The organism is Corynebacterium lactis RW2-5, from assembly GCF_001274895.1.
Taxonomy (GTDB): Bacteria; Actinomycetota; Actinomycetes; order Mycobacteriales; family Mycobacteriaceae; genus Corynebacterium; species Corynebacterium lactis.
The window spans coordinates 2,554,656-2,571,050 of record NZ_CP006841.1 but is presented as its reverse complement, the minus strand read 5'-3'; the positions used below and the strand labels follow the sequence as shown (position 1 = coordinate 2,571,050).

The window sequence follows — 16,395 nt, the reverse complement described above, 5'->3', positions numbered from 1 at the left end:
ATGACGCTAGGGGTGCTGCTCTGGCTGTCGTCCGTCGTCGTTGTTGGGCGACGGGGCTATACGCAAGGGCAACGGAATTGTTGAAGTGCTTATCAGATTAGAACTGAAACTATAAATAACTTTCAAGTTATGACGGTAGAAAGTTAACGCCTTATCGAGATGTTGTGGGAGGTTGTACGGAAAATCGGCCCTATTTGGGCGCGGTCAAAAGTATGACCACGCCCAAATAGGGCCGATGTCTGTAAGTTGTGGATTTTCGCCGCTGGTAGTGCGGTTGGGCTGCTATCCGAATAGGCGACCGAGGAAGCCCCGGTTGGCGCCGGAGGCTTCAATCTCTGCTTGGGTGTGCTTTCCGTCGCACCACTGGTTGGCGGGAACCATGGCCTTGACCTGCGCGATGTGCTGACCGCAGCCAGCCCACGTGGTCTTGTGGCAAACGTTGCATTCTACTGGGCGACACATAGGTGAGGTGCTCCTTAGGTATTGAGCTTAAGTGTTTGGCGAGTGGGTAGCGGGATTGCGCCCGACGTCCCTACAATACCCCGTGGGGTATGTTCGATGCAAGGGGGTGTGGGGTGAAATCTGCAGGTCAGAGTGATATTGAGAACTATTTTCAATAGTGTGGGCGGGCCCTGCGTTAGTTTCTCGCGTGCGAGGTTCTTCAATAACGGTGATGTGTCAGCAGAGATACGGGAGTAGGTTATACATCTATGGCAGAGGTGAGAGAGGAAAACCAGGGCCGGGATCACGAAAACCGCGGTGCAGCCGTTAAGGTCGGAGGCACTTTGGCCGTCATCGCGGTCATCGTTGCGGCGCTGAACCTGCGCCCCAGCATCTCCTCCGTCGGTCCCGTCCTCGACGACATCCTCGCTGCCATGGACGCATCGCCTTCCCTCGGTGGAGTCATTACGGCACTTCCCGGCCTTGCATTCTTTCTGGTCGGGCTGGTGGCGGTAGCAGTCGCGAAGCGGCTCGGCCTCACCGGCGCCCTCGCAGTGGGCGCGGTCATGCTCTTTATGGGGCTCGCAATCCGCCCCTGGGTCAGCAACATCTGGCTCTTCCTACTGCTCACGCTGCTATCAGTGGCGGGCATCGCCCTGGCCAACGTGCTCCTGCCCGCCTGGGTGAAGGTCCACGGAGGACGCAACGTCGTCACGCTGATGGTCATCTACTCCAGCTTCCTCGCAGTTGGTGGAGGCCTGGGCCCCGCGACGGCACTGCTATTCCAGAGCGGGGAACAGGGCAATGCGGTGTCGGCAAGCGGGGGCGGAATGGCGATGTGGCAGCTCGCGCTGGCGGCGTGGGCTGTGGTGGCGCTCGTGCAGCTGGTGCTGTGGGCGCCGATGTGGGCGAAGCTCGGGCACGACTACCCTGCGGCCCCGCCCAGCGGCAGCGTCAACGTGCCGGTGTGGAAGTCTCCGACCGCTGTAGCGCTGGTCGTGTTCTTCGGCGTGCAGTCCATGAACGCCTACTTTCTCATGGGTTGGCTGCCGAAAATGCTCATCGACTCCGGTGTGAGCGCCAGCCTGGCGACGTGGGCATCAATGTTTGTGCAAGGACTCGGTATTGTGGGTGGCCTGGTTATGCCACCACTAATCGCGAGGACAAAACGCCTGTCCTTTGTTGGCTCAGGCCTTGCGTTGATTTTCGCTGCGGGATACTTACTGATGATTCTGCTCTGCCACCGGGGTGCGGACGCTCTGCCCGGTTGGTTCGCGATGCTCGCAGCGCTCCTGCTCGGCGTCGGCGGTTTCTGCTTCCCGATGGCCATCGCCCTCATTCCCGCGCGCACTGCCAGCCACGTGCTGACCGCCCGGCTCTCCGGGTTCGTCCAGCCAGTGGGGTATTTGCTCTCCGCGCTGGGGCCGTTTTTGGTCGGCGTGGCCGCAGGCGCGCTGCACAACTGGGGTCCAATCCTGTGGGTCCTTTTTGGCACGACGCTGCTGCTGTCGGTGATGGGCTTCATTGTCGGGCGCGACACCATGATTGACTTTGAGCTGCAGGAGAGATCCGGTGAGAAGCTGCGTCGCTACACGCTGGATTAGGGGAAGGGCTCGCTGGGCCAGACGGCCTAAATATCTAGAGCGTCTAGCAGCGCGTCGAACGCGGGCGCCACGGGAGTACGCCACAGCGTTTGCACGCGCCCATCCGCCCGGCCCGGGCCACCGTTGATGACGGCGACCGGCTTGTCCGCACGCTGGGCGTCGATGACGAACTTGTACCCACTCATCACCGCTAGCGACGATCCCGCCACCAACAGTGATCCCGCTTCTTCCAGCATCTTTGTCGCTGCCTCCTTGCGGTCGGCGGGCACCGGTTCGCCGAAGTACACCACGTCCGGCTTCAGCATCGTTGACCCGCAGTGCTCGCACCCGACCATGTGGAACGCTTTGACCAGGGCCGCGCTGAGGTCAACGTCGCCGTCCGGATTCACACTGGCCTCATCCACGCGGGCCCGCTCCAAAAAACCTGGGTTCGCTGAAGCTAGGCGGGCGTCGAAACGCTCTCGGTCTTCGCGGCTTCCGCAGTAGAGGCAGATGACAGTCGCCAGGTCGCCGTGCAGGGGCACCACGTTTTTCGTCCCCGCCTGGGCGTGCAGCCCATCCACATTTTGCGTGACGACGCCCCTTGCGAACCCGTGTCGTTCCAACTCCGCAATGGCAAAATGAGTCCTGTTCGGGCGCGCCCGATCCATTATTCGCCAGCCGACGAAACTGCGGGCCCAGTAACGGTGCGACGCAGCCGAATCGTAGCGAAATTCCTGGTAAGTCATGGGGCGATGCCTAGATAGGGAACCCCTTGGGCCCCGATAGTCGGGAATTCCTGAGTCAGTGGATACCCCGGCGCCGGTGAGTACCAGGGCCGGAGCGTCGGAAAGCATCTCGGCGATGCTGGCCAGGGCTTTGTCCGGTGGCGTGGGAGTCGCAGTCTCCGTGACGACACGGGCGATGGAACGCAGAGCGGACCGGTGGGAGCGTGCGATGGATGCGCCCGCAGTGGAGTTCTTGTCGGCGGCGACAGATTGGGGGAACGAACCGGGCATAGTCGCAGTTTTACACCTGCTGGCTGATAAATGGGGAGTTAGCTCCACTGCTTTTGCCCGGAAGCCTATTTTAGGTTGAGAGCTATGAAAACAAAGACAAGTGTAAAGGCCCTGGCCTGGAGTTTTATCCTCGGTGTGCTATTTATCCCCGGACTTTTCGTCTCGTTAGTATTTCTTCCTTGGATTCCACTGATAGCACGCGGCGCCGACTGGATTAGCCGTTGTGCTGCGGCGTGGACTGGAGAATCGGTGCCGCCGCGGCAGGCCAGCCGGTGGTTCGACGTGCGTCAGATTGGAAACCTGATTGTGCAGCTAGGCACTGGTTTCGTGGCTTTGGTGGCGTGGCTTGGAGGTGGCTTCACCTCGGGGGTTCTCTACGGTGCCCCGTTCCTCGTGGAACAGTTGCAATTCTTTTCGTGGACGGTATCTGATCCGGCGCCGAAGATCGCCGTCTCGTGGGGCCTTGCCACAATCGTTTTGGCCTTGACGCTCGTCATCGCACTCGGATCAGGCCTGTTATCGCTGTGGTTCGCGCGCGTCATTCTCGCCCCGTCAAGCGAGGACGTTACCCGCTCCCGAGACATCCTCATTGACTCTTTTTCCGGGGAGCGCCACCGTATCGAACGGGAGCTTCACGACGGACCCCAGCAGCACCTGACCGCCCTGAAACTCAACCTGGCTGCCGCCCGAATTGCAAAAGACCCGGAGGGGCTGAAGGCGGCCCTGGATGCCGCAGACGAGAATGCTGCCCAGGCCCTAGCGCAGCTTCGGGGAGTAGTCCGAGGCATCGCCCCGCAGGTTCTCTACGACAACGGCCTGGTCTCTGCTGTGGAGGAACTGATTGCGCACTCGGGTGTGACTGTTGCCTTGAATCGGGATCTAGGCTCCGAGGATGCCCCTGATATTGGCCCGCTCGATGAAACCACGGCGCTGCTGGCATACCATTGCGTCGCCGAGGGGCTGACCAATGCGACTCGGCACGGCGGCGCCGACAAGGTAGAGGTCTCTATAACTGCAAATGAGCTGGCGCCGGCGATGGTGTCGCCCCTGCGAACCTTGACCGTGCGAGTCCAGGATAATGGCCGCGGCCTGGCGGAACTGAGAGAGGAGGAACGAAGAGGCGTCGGTAAGCGCGCCCCTGGCACTGGAATCGCGGGATTGAGAGAGCGAGCGGTGGCGCTGGGTGGCACGGTGGAGCTGAGGCGGGCCAGTGGCGGGGAAGGCGGAGCTGAGTTGCGCATGGATTTGCCAATCCGTCCAATGAAATAGCGTCGAAATGAGGAGGGACAACGGTGAATATCCTGTTGGCGGAGGACTCCGGGTTGTTGCGAGAGGGGCTCGCCGGCCTGCTGCGTGCGCTCGGTCATGAAGTCGTGGCGGTAACGGATGCGGATGAATTGCGCGCTGCCGCTGTGGCCTCCGTGTTCGATGTAATCGTCACCGATGTGCGCATGCCTCCGGCCATGCGTGACGACGGCCTCCAGGCGGTGCATGACCTTCGCAAAGGCAATCCTGAGCAGGCGGTTGTTGTCCTCAGCCAGTATGTGGCGGCCAGTTACCTGGATAGGCTCCTGGAACACGGCAGCTTCGGATATCTCCTGAAGGAGCGTGTCTCCGACGTGGAGGCGTTTGTCAAAGACTTGGAGGAAGTTCGACGCGGCGGCACCGTGGTGGACCCGGAGGTGGTGACGGCGCTGATATCTGCACGGGAGAGCGGTATTGCGACGCTGACCCCACGCGAGCGGGAAGTTCTCAGTTTGATGGCGCAGGGGCTGAGCAATCGGGAAATTGAACGTTTACTAGTACTGACTGCGGGCGCTGTGAGCAAGCATGTGGCGAATGTGTTTGTGAAATTGGGGTTCTTGCCCGGCGATGACAACCGCCGGGTTAAAGCAGTGCTGCACTGGCTGCGATACGAAGAAATCCCCAGCGCGCGAGATTAAAAGCGCAATCTGGGGATTTTTCGGTTGATGAAGCTCATCTCAAATTTTTCTTGAGTTTTCCTGGAGCCGATGACGGGAATCGAACCCGCGCCGCCTGCTTGGGAAGCAGGAGTTCTACCATTGAACTACATCGGCAAACGGGGAGACTGGTACATAAGACCTCGCCGCAAAAGATTGGCACAGTACTGCGACGAGGGCGTAACAATCGCCCTCTGCAATTTCAATGTATCACTAGCGGAAGTCTGTAAAAAATCTGGTCTTGTGTAAAACCTTGCGTGACATAGCGGCACCACGGGCTCCCGCCTCATCGCTGAACAGCTAAGCTCAAGGTCGTGTTGCTTTCAGACCGCGATATCCGTGCTGCCATCGACGCCGAGGGCGATGCCCGCCTTGGCATCGATCCTTTCGACCCGAAGATGATCCAGCCATCGTCTATCGATGTGCGCCTGGACAAGTTCTTCCGCGTGTTCAATAACTCCCGTTACACGCACATCGACCCGAAGCTGCCCCAGGAGGAGCTGACTTCTCTGCATGAGGTCGGCGAGGGCGAGGCCTTTATTCTGCATCCAGGTGAGTTCGTTTTAGCATCCACGCTGGAGTTTTTCACCATTCCGTCTCACCTTGCCGGGCGCCTGGAGGGCAAGTCCTCGCTGGGACGACTTGGACTTGCTACCCACTCCACTGCGGGGTTCATCGACCCCGGTTTCGCCGGACATATCACGCTGGAGCTCTCCAACGTCGCGAACCTCCCCATCGCCCTGTGGCCGAACATGAAGGTCGGTCAGCTGGCGCTATTCAAGATGTCCTCGCCGGCCGAGGTTCCCTATGGCTCGGGCAAGTTGGGTTCAAAGTACCAGGGCCAGCGCGGTCCGACACCGTCGCGCGCATATCTGAACTTCCGGGAAGATTAAATCTTCGCGAGTTGAATCCGCCGTCGCTGCTACGGTGGAGACCATGTCAGCTGACCTACGGCAAGTCGCCATTCGTTTTGAGGGCGTGTCCAAAACCTTTGGCGCGGCCCGCAGGTCTTCGACCCTGGTCATTGATGCCATTGACCTGGATATTCCCCGCGATGCCATCACGGTTCTCGTCGGTTCTTCCGGCTGCGGTAAGACAACGCTGCTGCGTATGGTCAACCGCATGGTGGACCCGACTTCGGGCCGTGTTTTTGTTGATGGTGTCGATGTCGCCGAGCGCGATCCGGTTCAGCTGCGCCGAGGTATCGGTTACGTGATGCAAAATGGTGGCTTGATGCCACACAAAACCGTGGTCGATAACGTGGCTACGGTCCCGCGCCTCAACGGGGTGCCGCGCAGGCGGGCCCGGATGAAAGCAATGGAGCTTCTCGAAGTCGTGGGGCTTGAGGGCAGCGTCGGCAAGCGGTATCCGGCGCAGCTATCGGGCGGGCAGCAGCAGCGTGTCGGTGTGGCGCGCGCTTTGGCTGCGGAGTCGGGGATTCTGCTGATGGACGAGCCCTTCGCGGCCGTTGACCCGATCGTGCGGCGTGAGCTGCAGGCAGAGGTGCTGCGGTTGCAGCGCGAGTTGGGGCGCACCATCCTGTTTGTCACTCATGACATTGGTGAGGCGTTCCACCTGGGCGATAAGGTGGTGCTTCTTCAAAAGGGCGGCCATATCGCGCAGCAGGGTACCCCGGATGAGTTCATCGAGGCCCCGGCCAGCGACTATGTCCGCGAGTTCATCGATGCGGATTCCCGCCAGCTCCGCGTGGACGGGTCCCGTGTGCTCGATGCGCGCGGGCGTGTGGCCGGTGTGCTTGTCGACGACCCCGCAGCCACGTCCCCGGAAGCGCGGTGACGGTCCGCCATGATTCGTTGGTCCTGGTATCCGGAGAATTTCGCACAGATTGCGGAGTTGACGCTCGCGCACGTGTCCTTGGCGGTCCCGCCGATTGTGGTGGCGGTGCTGCTGTCTATCCCACTCGGGTTTGCGGCCGCGCGGAGGAGTCGGTTTCGCGCGGTGATTTCTTCTGGGACGGGCCTTCTGTATGCGATTCCGTCGTTGGCGCTTTTTGTGATGCTTCCGGCGCTGCTGGGCACTTCGGTGTTGTCGCCACTGAATGTGCAGGTGGCGCTGGCGGCGTACGGCGTGGCGCTGATGACCAGGACGGCGACGGATGCGTTCGGGGCGGTGCCGTCGATGACCCGCGATGCCGCGAGGGCCGTGGGCTACGCCCCGCTGTGGCGGGTCCTCGGAGTGGAGTTGCCGCTAGCCGGTCCGGTGTTGTTGTCGGGCGCGAGAGTCGTGTCGGCGTCGACGGTGTCGCTGGTCAGCGTCGGGTCTCTGGTTGGCGTGCACGGGTTGGGCTACTTCTTCACTGACGGCTTTAACCGCAGCTTCCCGACGGAAATCCTCGCCGGCGTCGCCGGCACCGCGGTGGTAGCGCTGGTCTTTGACGTGGTGTTGGTGGCGCTGGGCGCGATTGTGATGCCGTGGTCGCGGAAGGCGGCCGTGAAATGAGCGCGGGAGTGACGACCTTGGCCCAGGCGGTTGCAGCCGACATGAACGCGGACGCGCACGATGCCGAGGGCTACGCCGTGCTCCGGCAGGCGTGGGAGTGGCTGACGTCGGCGGCATCGTGGCGCGGCGATAGCGGCATTGCGATGCGCGTTGCCGAGCACCTCGGCTACACCGCCCTGGCCACGGGCATCGCGGTGGTGTTGGGTGTCGGCCTGGGCATGGTTGTGGGGCACACCGGGCGCGGGCGCGGCGCCGTGCTGGGTGCCTCCGGCGTGCTGCGCGCGATGCCCACCCTGGGCCTTCTGACTTTCCTCGCCCTCATCATCCCCGCAGGAGTGACGGCGGCGCTGATCCCGGCGACGATTGTGCTGGTCATCCTGGCCGTGCCTCCGGTACTCGCCGCGACGGCCGCAGGTTTCGCCGCGGTCGATCGAGCGACGGTGGATGCCGCCCGTGCTGTCGGTTTTTCGACCCGGCAGGTCGTCACCAGCGTGGAGCTGCCCCTGGCTCTGCCCGTCCTCATCGGCGGGGTCCGCTCGGCGTGGCTGCAGGTCCTGGCCACCGCGACGGTCGCCGCCTACTTGGGGCTCGGTGGAATTGGCCGCTACCTGCTAGATTCCCTCGCGGTCCGCGACTACGGGGTCATGCTCGGCGCGGCCCTGATTGTCGCTGTTCTCTCCCTGCTTACCGACGCCATCTTTGCCCTGGCCCAGCGCTTAGTGACTCCCAGAGGTGTTGCCCGGGGAGCAGCTGCCGAGACGCAGAGGGGGAGCGAACAGTGAAGCGTGTAGCGACAAGTATGGTGAGCAGGCGCGGTTTCCTGCGCGGCGCCGCGGCGGCCATCGTTGCGGGCTCTGTGGGGTCTGCCGGTGTGCTGTCCGGCTGCTCGGTTAGTAACCTCGATCCGGCCGACCCGAAAAACCGCGATGGTCAGGAGATTCGAATCGGTTCGGCAATGTTTCCGGAGTCCGAGATTCTGGCCCGGATTTGGGCGTATGCACTGATGGACGCGGGACTGAAGGCAGAAGTAGTCCCGCAAATCGGCGCCCGTGATGTCTATCTGGAGGCCCTGGAGGAGGGCTCTATCGACATCGTCCCTGAGTACGCGGGAAACCTGGCCTCTTACTTCGGCGATGTTCCCGCAGGTGCGGACTCCACTGCGGTGCAGGAGGCGCTGCGACGCAATCTGCCACAGGGGTTCGGCGTACTCGCCGTCGCGCCAGCGGAGTCTAAGGATGCGTATCGAATCACCCGTGCGACGTCGGAGAAGTACGGCGTGAAGTCCTTGGAGGACATGGCTGGCCTGCCTGGGAAGATCCGCATTGGCGGAGGCCCGGAGCTCGCCAAGCAGCCATTCGGGCCGATGGGCCTGACGAAGTACTATGGCATTGAAAAAGACCGGATGCAGCTGGTCGGCTACGGCGACGCAGGCGGTCCTCTGACAATTCAGGCTGTCGCACAGGGGGCGGTTGATATGGCGAACATCTTCACCACTACGCCGCTGATGGACTCGTCGGGGCAGAAAGTAGATCTGGTCACGCTGGAAGATCCCAAGCGGATGATCCTGGCGCAAAATGTCGTGGCATTGGGCCGCATGGACACCGTCGATGATCGCGTGCGGAAGATTCTGGGCGAGGTGTCGGAGAACCTGACGACGGCGGATCTGGTGCGGATGAATGAGCGTTCCTCGGGGGAGGAGAAGGCAGGTTCGGCTCTAATCGCGCGACAGTGGCTGGACTCGTCGCGCATGAACGGCCGGTGACGTCGCGGGATACTCCCGGAGAAGGCTCGGAAAACCGGAGGGTAAAGCCTCCCAAAGTTTCGTCAAATACCCCTTTTTTCCACACCTTTTGAGGGCTGTAAGGGTTTGAACACCGCACGTGCGCGAACAAATAATATTCCCTATGCGACTTACAGTGATTGGTACGGGCTATCTCGGCGCAACACACGCCGCGGCGATGGCGGAGTTGGGACACGAGGTGCTGGGAGTCGACGTCGACCCCGCCAAGGTCGAGGCGCTATCCTCCGGCCGGGTTCCCTTTTTCGAGCCGGGGCTGCCTGAGCTGCTGAGTAAGCACGTCGAGTCCGGTCGCCTGCGCTTCACCACCGATTACGACGAGGCCGCGGCCTTCGCCAACGTCCACTTCGTCGGTGTCGGAACGCCGCAGGTCAAGGGCTCCTATGCCGCGGATGTTCGCTATGTCGATGCCGCTATCACCGAGTTGTCGCGCAGGGTCGTCGGCAAGCATGTGGTGTTTGGAAAGTCGACGGTTCCGGTGGGGACTGCGACGCGCCTGCAGCAGCTGGGCTCAAAGATTGTGGCGGAGCGTGGCCTCGAGGACACCAGCATTGAGGTGGCGTGGAACCCCGAGTTCTTGCGCGAGGGTTTTGCGGTAAAGGACACCCTGGAGCCGGACCGCGTGGTTCTCGGCCTGCAAAAACCGGGCGCAATCGTCGATGGCGCGGGCCGCGAAGTCGAGGCGTCCGCCGAGGCGATCCTGCGCGAATGCTTCGCCCCGATCCTCGAGCGCAACACCCCCATCATTGTCACCGACACTGCCACCGCCGAGCTGGTGAAGGTCTCCGCCAACGCTTTCCTGGCCACCAAGATCTCCTTCATCAATGCCGTCTCCGAGATCTGCGAGTCCACTGGCGCAGACGTGACCACGCTTGCCGACGCCATTGGCATGGACGCTCGCATTGGTCGTCGTTTCCTCAATGCAGGCCTGGGGTTTGGCGGCGGATGCCTGCCGAAGGACATCCGCGCGTTCATGGCGCGTGCCGGTGAGCTCGGCGCGGATCAGGCGCTGACGTTCCTGCGCGAAGTCGACGCGATTAACATGCGCCGCCGCGAGAAGGCCGTGGACCTGGTCAAGGAGAGCTTCGGCGGCTCCCTGCTGGGTCACACTGTCACGGTCCTGGGCGCGGCGTTTAAGCCGGATTCGGACGATGTCCGCGACTCACCGGCCCTGTCGATCGCTGGCTCGCTGTCGCTGGCCGGTGCCGCGGTGGTTGTCCATGATCCGCAGGCGATGGAAACCGCCAAGCGCGTCTTCCCGACGCTCGATTACGCACCGACGATTGAGGACGCGCTGCGCAACACCGAGATGGTCGTCGTTGCGACCGAATGGAAGCAGTTCCGTGAGATCGATCCCGTGTGGGCCAAGGATCTGGTGAAGCGGGCGGCGGTTCTGGATGGCCGCAACTGCCTGCCCAGCCAGGAGTGGAGTGACGCCGGGTGGGACGTCACCTGCCTGGGCCGCGGCTAGCTAGTGGCAGCGGTTAGGGCAGCGTGGCTGTCTAGTGCGCGGCCGGTCGGCTAAACGCTCGCTGCGCGGGAGCGCTTCGGCAATTTCATTCCCTCCGGCGCGATAGTGTGCGCTGCGATGAAGGTTGTAATTGGCACCGCCAGGACCAGAGCAATCGCGCCGATGACCGAGCGCAGGAGCTCGGTTGCCACCACGTCGGATGTCAGCGACTGCAACAGTGGCCTGTCAGAAACACTGAGCAGAATAGACAGCGGCAGAGCGGTGCCCAGGTAGGCGAGTACAAGCGTGTAGACCATCGACGCTATGTGGTCTCGGCCTACCTTCATTGCGGACCGGAAGACCTCGATGGGACGAGACTTGGGGGCCGCGTCGTAAAGCTCTTGCACGGTCGAGGCCTGCGCGATGGTGACGTCGTTGAGCACTCCAAGTGCGCCGACAATGAAACCGGCCATGAGCAGACCCGTGACCGAGACTTCCGGCAAGTAGAGCTGAATCAGTAGGTTATCTTCGTTGCCAAGGCCGCGGAGCTGAGACGACGAGATCGCGACATTGGCGAGAAGCGCAGCCAGAACCATAGTGGTTAGCGTTCCCGCGAGTGCGGAGGCAGACTTCCAATTGACACCGTGTACCAGGAACAGGACCGGGAAGAGAATTGCAGCGCCCGCTGTAATCGCGAGAGCGACCGGATCGCCGCCGCGCAACAGCGCAGGAACGAGGAAACCCAGTACCGCGACAAGGGTAATCCCCAGACCAACCAGGCTCAGCATACCGCGGGTCATGCCGACGACGGCAATGAGAATCACGGCGGCACCCAGCCAAAGCCAGATGGACACGCTGCGGTCTAGGTCCAAGAAAGTGTAGGTGTTAGTGCTGGTCGACGCCACATTCGAAACCTGTTGTGGCGTGACCTCGGCAACGGGTGCAGGTGCTGGCGCCGGGACCGGGGCATCCGCAGGCTCCGGCGCAGGTGCTCCCTCTGGGGCGGGCGGGGACGGCAGTGCTGGGGCCTCCGGTGTCTGCCCCTCGCCCGGGGTAGGGGCAGCTGGTGGCGCTGGAACTCCTTCGGGCGCCGGACCCGGTGAGGGCATAGGGGCGGGCATTGGCGCTGGCACAGCTCCCGCGCTGCCTGGATCACCTGAGCCAAAGGGGATTCCCGGAATCCCCTCACTCGATGGCTTATGAATCGCCAGGACAATCTTGTCCCCCTTGGCAAGTTCGACCTCGCCCGGCATTCCAGAAGTCTCAAGAAGGGTCTTTTTCCCTTCGTCAGGGCCAGAGGTCAACTCGACAACCGAGAGCTGGCAATCCTGTTCCTGTGCCCCGGGATTGCCGGGAACACGTGGGGCGGTAGGGGGCGTCGGCAAGCCGACAGAAGAAGGAGAAAGGCGGGGCTGATCTGTGAATACGCGACCCACGTCCGGTGAGGAGCAGGTGCCGGAAGTGTGCTCGACGACGGTGCCCGTGACGGATTCGGCGGCAGTCGATTGGGATTCGAGGAACCCCGGCTGCGGCTTTGGTGCCTCGCCTGAGGGCCAGAGGCCGACGAGGGCGAGAAATGTTGCGATGCCGGCAATGGTTAGGACAGTCGCCAAGATTCTGCGCGCGAGTAGAGGATTATGGCGCATCGGCTTAGGCCTTTGCGCTTTCTGGGAACTCGAGGCGGGAGTCGCGGAGCTCGCGGGTTGGGAAGAGTGCTTTTTTGTGGCAGGCGAGGGAGAGATCGGACGTTGCTTTGGCTGCGCAGCGGGATTCGGTGTGGAGGCGTGCGCCTTCGCCGAGGGCCGGGCAGTCGCTCGCTGGCTAGGCATCTGCGGGGCAGGTACCTGCGGGGCAGCCGAAGCGCTGGGTGTGCCATGCGAACGCCTGCTTGGGCGCCTACTGACGCGAGAGCCTTGAAAGCTGCCTGAGGGGCGCATTCCGGCATTGGATATGCCAAAAGAGCCTAGGCTGTTGACCTGGCTATTTGGTGTGAACTTCTGAGCTGCCGGTTCGTCCGGTTCTAAAGAGTGCCTACCCACGCCCCCAACGCTAGTCGCTCGGAGGCTATGGATTCAGGATGCTGAACTTGTGTTGTGGGTTTTTGCTGGTGAAAACTCTGCAAGCTTTCGTGCCATGGCTTTATCAGCGCACCAGCGTCCAGCCTGATGCCTGGTTTCGCCGGTCCCAGAACCGTCGGTAGTCCCCGCCAGCGGAATAGAGCTGTTCATGGGTGCCAATCTCCGCAATAGTTCCTGACTCGGATAGGACGATGATCTGGTCAGCGTCTTGAACGGTATCGAGCTTGTGCGCAATCACGATGAACGTGGAGTGTTTCCGAAGCTCCGCCATGGAACGCAGGATGTTGGCTTCGTTTTCTCCATCGAGGGCGGAGGTCGCCTCGTCGAAAAGCACAATGGAGGCGTCCTTCAGCAGAGCGCGTGCAATGGAGACTCGCTGTCGCTCGCCACCGGAGAGCAGACCACCGGACTCTCCGACGCGCGTATTCCAACCGAGGCGGTTGGCAATCTCGGTTACGCCAGCCAAATCCGCCGCCCGCAGAACCTCTTCGCGGCTGGCGCTCGGCCTGCCGACGGCAACATTGTTGTACAACGTGTCATCGAAGAGATAGACATCCTGGAATACCATCGAAAGTTTGGACATGAGCGCCTCGGTTCCCATGTCACGAATATCTACTCCGTCAACGCGTACTGTGCCGCTGTCGACGTCGAAAAAGCGGGCTACCAGTCGCGAAATTGTGGTCTTTCCAGAGCCAGAGGGGCCGACAATTGCCGTGACCGTGCGTGGGGCGACCCTAAAGGAGATATCGCGCAGTACCGGCACTGCGGTAGACGCATCGGCAATATCGTCCGCCTCGACCGAAGTGGCACTCGTATCGTCGCCATAGCTGAAGGTCACATGGTCAAACTCCACGGATCCGGAATTGTCGCCGTGTTTGGGCTCGGTAGGCTCCGGGAGGGAGTGTGCACCGGTGATCTTGGCCGTCTCATCCAAGGCGAGGCGGCCGCTATCCAACCCGAGGAAGGCCTGGCTCAGATTCTCCAAGGTCTTGGAGAAGCGCAGCGCGATGCCAATGAAGGCGAGTGCCGTGAGGGCGGCCATGGACTTTTCGGCAGCCAGCCAAGAGGTTGTTGCGATAATAGCGACAACAAAAAGCTGTACGATCAGCCCGCTGAGGACGATCGCGGCAGTGGACAGCCACAGTTCGCGGTAGCGAGCCCTGTAGTCCGCCTCAAGCGCCCTTTCCAGTGGGGCGAAGTTCTCGCTGCGGCCGGCGGCGCGCAGTGCTGGTTGGTTTCGAGCAAACTCGAGGATTCGCGACGAGAGTTCGTGGCCTGCAGGTAGCGCCTGGTTGGATGAATATTTCTTCAGGGCCGAGGAGGCTCGCATGACCGCGATGGTGACGGGCGCAAGAAAAAGGAACACCAGACCGATCCAGGGATTCCACACAAATGCGCCAATAGTCAGTGTGATGAGTACCCATGACTCCCGGATGAAAATTCCACTCTGATGGGCGAACATCTCCGTGGCCTGCATGAATTTATCGGAGACCAGGCTTGACAGGCCACCGGTGCGTGAGGGGCGGAACCAGCCAAGGGGAAGGGTTGCGAGCTTGTCTCCAATGATGCGATGCGCACTGCGGAGGAAGTCTAGGGCAATGGAATAGCCCAGCAGCGTGGTGATGTATCGCAGCGCGAGCCCCACCAGGGCGATGATGCCCAACGTAAGAAGAACTACCCCGGGCGACTGCCCCTGACCGATTCGTCTGATGATGGGTAGAAGTAGCAAAATTGCCAGCCCGTCGGTGATGCCGACAAGTGTCATGAAGGCGCCGAACTTTGTAGTCCTTTGGCGTCCCTCGGCCGTCTGCAGGGCGCGCAGGTTTGTCAGTAGCGTTTTCATGCGTGGGATTCCTCCTGCTCGATTGCGTGCGGGGCTGCCGCGTGCTTCCTGGCCGCTGCATCTAAACGGATGACTTGATCAACACCGGCAATCGCTTCAGGCTTATGCGCGATGACGAGAACCGTCTTGCCTTTGACCAGTGAATTTAGGGCCACTTGAATGTCCGCCTCCGCGTCAGGATCGACCGCTGTAGTAGCTTCATCCAGGATGAGAACTGGTGCGTCGGCGAGGATGGCACGGGCGATGGCGATGCGTTGCGCCTGTCCACCGGAGACGTTGATGTCGTCTCCGATAACGGTATCGAGGCCGTCGTCAAGCCCCTTGATGAATTCGCTGATCTGCGCGGCGCGGGCAGCCTCCCATACGGCCTCATCGCTTGCATCGGGGCGTGCCAGGCGGATGTTGTCGCGGATGCTGACCCGAAGTAGGTGGGTGGTCTGCAGCACGAAAGCCACCGTGCGGTAGAGCTCGGAGAAGGTTAGCTCGCGGATATCTACCCCGCCAATCGTGATACGACCGGAGTCCGGGTCTTGGAATCGCGCCAGCATCGTCGCCAGGGTGGACTTTCCGCTTCCCGACGGCCCGACCAAGGCCGTAACCGTTCCCGGTTGGAGGGTGGCGGAGAAGTTTTCGATAACGGGACTATCCCCGTAGGAGAAACTGACGTTTTCGAAGGCGATTACACCGGCAGTGGTGGATGTGGCGGCAGGTGTTGGAGAGGCTTTGAGCTCGCCGGTGCCCTCCGGAATCGGTGGTAGGTCTATCAAATTCTTGAGGTGCAGCGCCGCATTTCCGGCTAGTTGGAAAGACCACATCATCATCCCGACATGCTGAATCGTGGTCGGAAGAATGAGCGCAATGAGTGTGGTGGCGACAATCTCGGGGGCGGTGGCGTCGGTAAGCAGCCAGCCTCCGCCAATGTTGATAAGCAGGATTAGGGGAATGCCGATGACAGATTCGCTGAGTGCGCCGATACGCAGCAAAGGCCGTACCCATGCGTAGTAAAAGTCAGCAAAGTTCTCTGCCGCTCGGATGTAGCGCTGGTGCGCTTTGCCCGTGGTGCCGAATGCTTTGACGACGCCAATGCCTTCGGCAAACTCGACGGCCGTGGCAGAGACCTCACCGAGGTAGGAGTCCATCTCGGCGGTCTTTGCGCCCATGTCCTTCATGGAGAACATCTGAAGCGCCAGATAGATAGGGATTGACACGATAGTCAGCAGCCCCAAACGCCAGTCGATAGTGAACGCAAAGATAAGGAGAAACAGCGGCACGCCGACTGCCATGATGAGGTCGACAGGAGCGTGAGCAACCAGCGTGTGGAGAGATCGGGTGTCGTCGTCGACTGCCTTGCGGATCCGTCCTGCGCTTGTGTTACCAAACCAGGACAGTGGCGCTCGACTGATTGTCCGAATGATGCGCACTCGCGTGAGATGAACTAGTCGCAGATCGGCAAAGTGAGTGATGAGCAGCGCCAGGGTATAGAGTAAAGACTGGTTGAGGAATGCTGTGACTAGCCAGAAGATAGTTGTTTGGACTCGCTCCGAGTCGACCGGCGTGCCGTGGATCTGGGCAGTCAATAGAGTATCGCCGAGTGCGACAAGGGCGACATACGGTGCCACCGCCAGAGCGCAGGAAATAAGTGCCAGCACCTGTGCGATTCGTATGCGCCACTGCACGGGTTTCATCAGCTCTTGTAGAGCCTTCTGCCCGGCTTTTCGCTTTTCGACGCCAGCATTGCCGGATTTCGGCGAGGCCGAGTCCG

General features: G+C 61.5%; 14 protein-coding genes and 1 tRNA gene. 9 read left to right on the top strand and 6 right to left on the bottom strand.

Going from position 1 to position 16,395, the window contains the following annotated elements; translation table 11 throughout:
* Window positions 1–282 precede the first annotated feature (282 nt).
* Entirely contained in the window at window positions 283–462 is a 180-nt protein-coding gene (locus CLAC_RS11340; protein WP_053413010.1) for a hypothetical protein, read from the bottom strand.
* Between the two features lie 248 nt (window positions 463–710).
* Here CLAC_RS11340 and CLAC_RS11335 point away from each other — a divergent pair, with 248 nt between their 5' ends.
* The gene (locus CLAC_RS11335) at window positions 711–2,045 is read left to right on the top strand and encodes an MFS transporter (protein ID WP_053413009.1); all 1,335 of its coding nucleotides are present in this window, start codon (window positions 711–713) and stop codon (window positions 2,043–2,045) included.
* 26 nt (window positions 2,046–2,071) lie between these two features.
* Here CLAC_RS11335 and CLAC_RS11330 read toward each other — a convergent pair whose 3' ends face one another.
* Window positions 2,072–3,043: a Sir2 family NAD-dependent protein deacetylase gene (locus tag CLAC_RS11330; RefSeq protein ID WP_053413008.1), complete on the bottom strand. Its 972-nt coding sequence runs from the start codon at window positions 3,041–3,043 to the stop codon at window positions 2,072–2,074.
* Window positions 3,044–3,127: 84 nt separating this feature from the next.
* On the opposite strand from CLAC_RS11330, the gene CLAC_RS11325 reads away from it, so the two are divergent.
* Together CLAC_RS11325 and CLAC_RS11320 are read left to right on the top strand one after the other, a co-directional pair.
* On the top strand, window positions 3,128–4,312 hold the full coding sequence (locus tag CLAC_RS11325) for a sensor histidine kinase (protein ID WP_053413007.1): 1,185 nt from the start codon (window positions 3,128–3,130) through the stop codon (window positions 4,310–4,312).
* A 23-nt stretch (window positions 4,313–4,335) separates the two neighbouring features.
* Window positions 4,336–4,986, top strand: coding sequence for a response regulator (locus CLAC_RS11320; RefSeq protein WP_053413006.1), 651 nt, complete (start codon window positions 4,336–4,338; stop codon window positions 4,984–4,986).
* 61 nt (window positions 4,987–5,047) lie between these two features.
* Here the strand turns inward: CLAC_RS11320 and CLAC_RS11315 are convergent.
* Window positions 5,048–5,121: transfer RNA gene (locus CLAC_RS11315), tRNA-Gly, on the bottom strand.
* A 197-nt stretch (window positions 5,122–5,318) separates the two neighbouring features.
* On the opposite strand from CLAC_RS11315, the gene dcd reads away from it, so the two are divergent.
* The 6 genes from dcd (at window position 5,319) to CLAC_RS11285 (ending at window position 10,733) form a co-directional block, all read left to right on the top strand.
* A complete protein-coding gene (gene dcd / locus CLAC_RS11310) occupies window positions 5,319–5,897 on the top strand; it encodes a dCTP deaminase (protein ID WP_053413005.1) in 579 nt (192 codons plus the stop codon).
* 43 nt (window positions 5,898–5,940) lie between these two features.
* Entirely contained in the window at window positions 5,941–6,801 is an 861-nt protein-coding gene (locus CLAC_RS11305; RefSeq protein WP_053413004.1) for an ABC transporter ATP-binding protein, read from the top strand.
* 9 nt (window positions 6,802–6,810) lie between these two features.
* Window positions 6,811–7,464: an ABC transporter permease gene (locus tag CLAC_RS11300; protein ID WP_156324848.1), complete on the top strand. Its 654-nt coding sequence runs from the start codon at window positions 6,811–6,813 to the stop codon at window positions 7,462–7,464.
* Window positions 7,461–8,246: an ABC transporter permease gene (locus CLAC_RS11295; RefSeq protein ID WP_245621882.1), complete on the top strand. Its 786-nt coding sequence runs from the start codon at window positions 7,461–7,463 to the stop codon at window positions 8,244–8,246. Before CLAC_RS11300 ends, CLAC_RS11295 begins: the two co-directional genes overlap by 4 nt.
* Entirely contained in the window at window positions 8,243–9,226 is a 984-nt protein-coding gene (locus CLAC_RS11290; RefSeq protein WP_156324847.1) for an ABC transporter substrate-binding protein, read from the top strand. Before CLAC_RS11295 ends, CLAC_RS11290 begins: the two co-directional genes overlap by 4 nt.
* A gap of 142 nt (window positions 9,227–9,368) precedes the next feature.
* Window positions 9,369–10,733 (top strand): UDP-glucose dehydrogenase family protein, encoded by a 1,365-nt coding sequence (locus CLAC_RS11285; RefSeq protein ID WP_053413002.1) that lies wholly within the window; start codon window positions 9,369–9,371, stop codon window positions 10,731–10,733.
* Window positions 10,734–10,783: 50 nt separating this feature from the next.
* On the opposite strand, the gene CLAC_RS11280 is transcribed toward CLAC_RS11285, so the two are convergent.
* The 3 genes from CLAC_RS11280 to CLAC_RS11270 form a co-directional block, all read right to left on the bottom strand.
* Window positions 10,784–12,358 (bottom strand): YibE/F family protein, encoded by a 1,575-nt coding sequence (locus CLAC_RS11280; RefSeq protein ID WP_082313397.1) that lies wholly within the window; start codon window positions 12,356–12,358, stop codon window positions 10,784–10,786.
* A gap of 496 nt (window positions 12,359–12,854) precedes the next feature.
* A complete protein-coding gene (locus tag CLAC_RS11275; RefSeq protein WP_053413001.1) occupies window positions 12,855–14,633 on the bottom strand; it encodes an ABC transporter ATP-binding protein in 1,779 nt (592 codons plus the stop codon).
* Entirely contained in the window at window positions 14,630–16,318 is a 1,689-nt protein-coding gene (locus tag CLAC_RS11270) for an ABC transporter ATP-binding protein (protein ID WP_342669471.1), read from the bottom strand. Before CLAC_RS11270 ends, CLAC_RS11275 begins: the two co-directional genes overlap by 4 nt.
* Window positions 16,319–16,395: the final 77 nt, after the last annotated feature.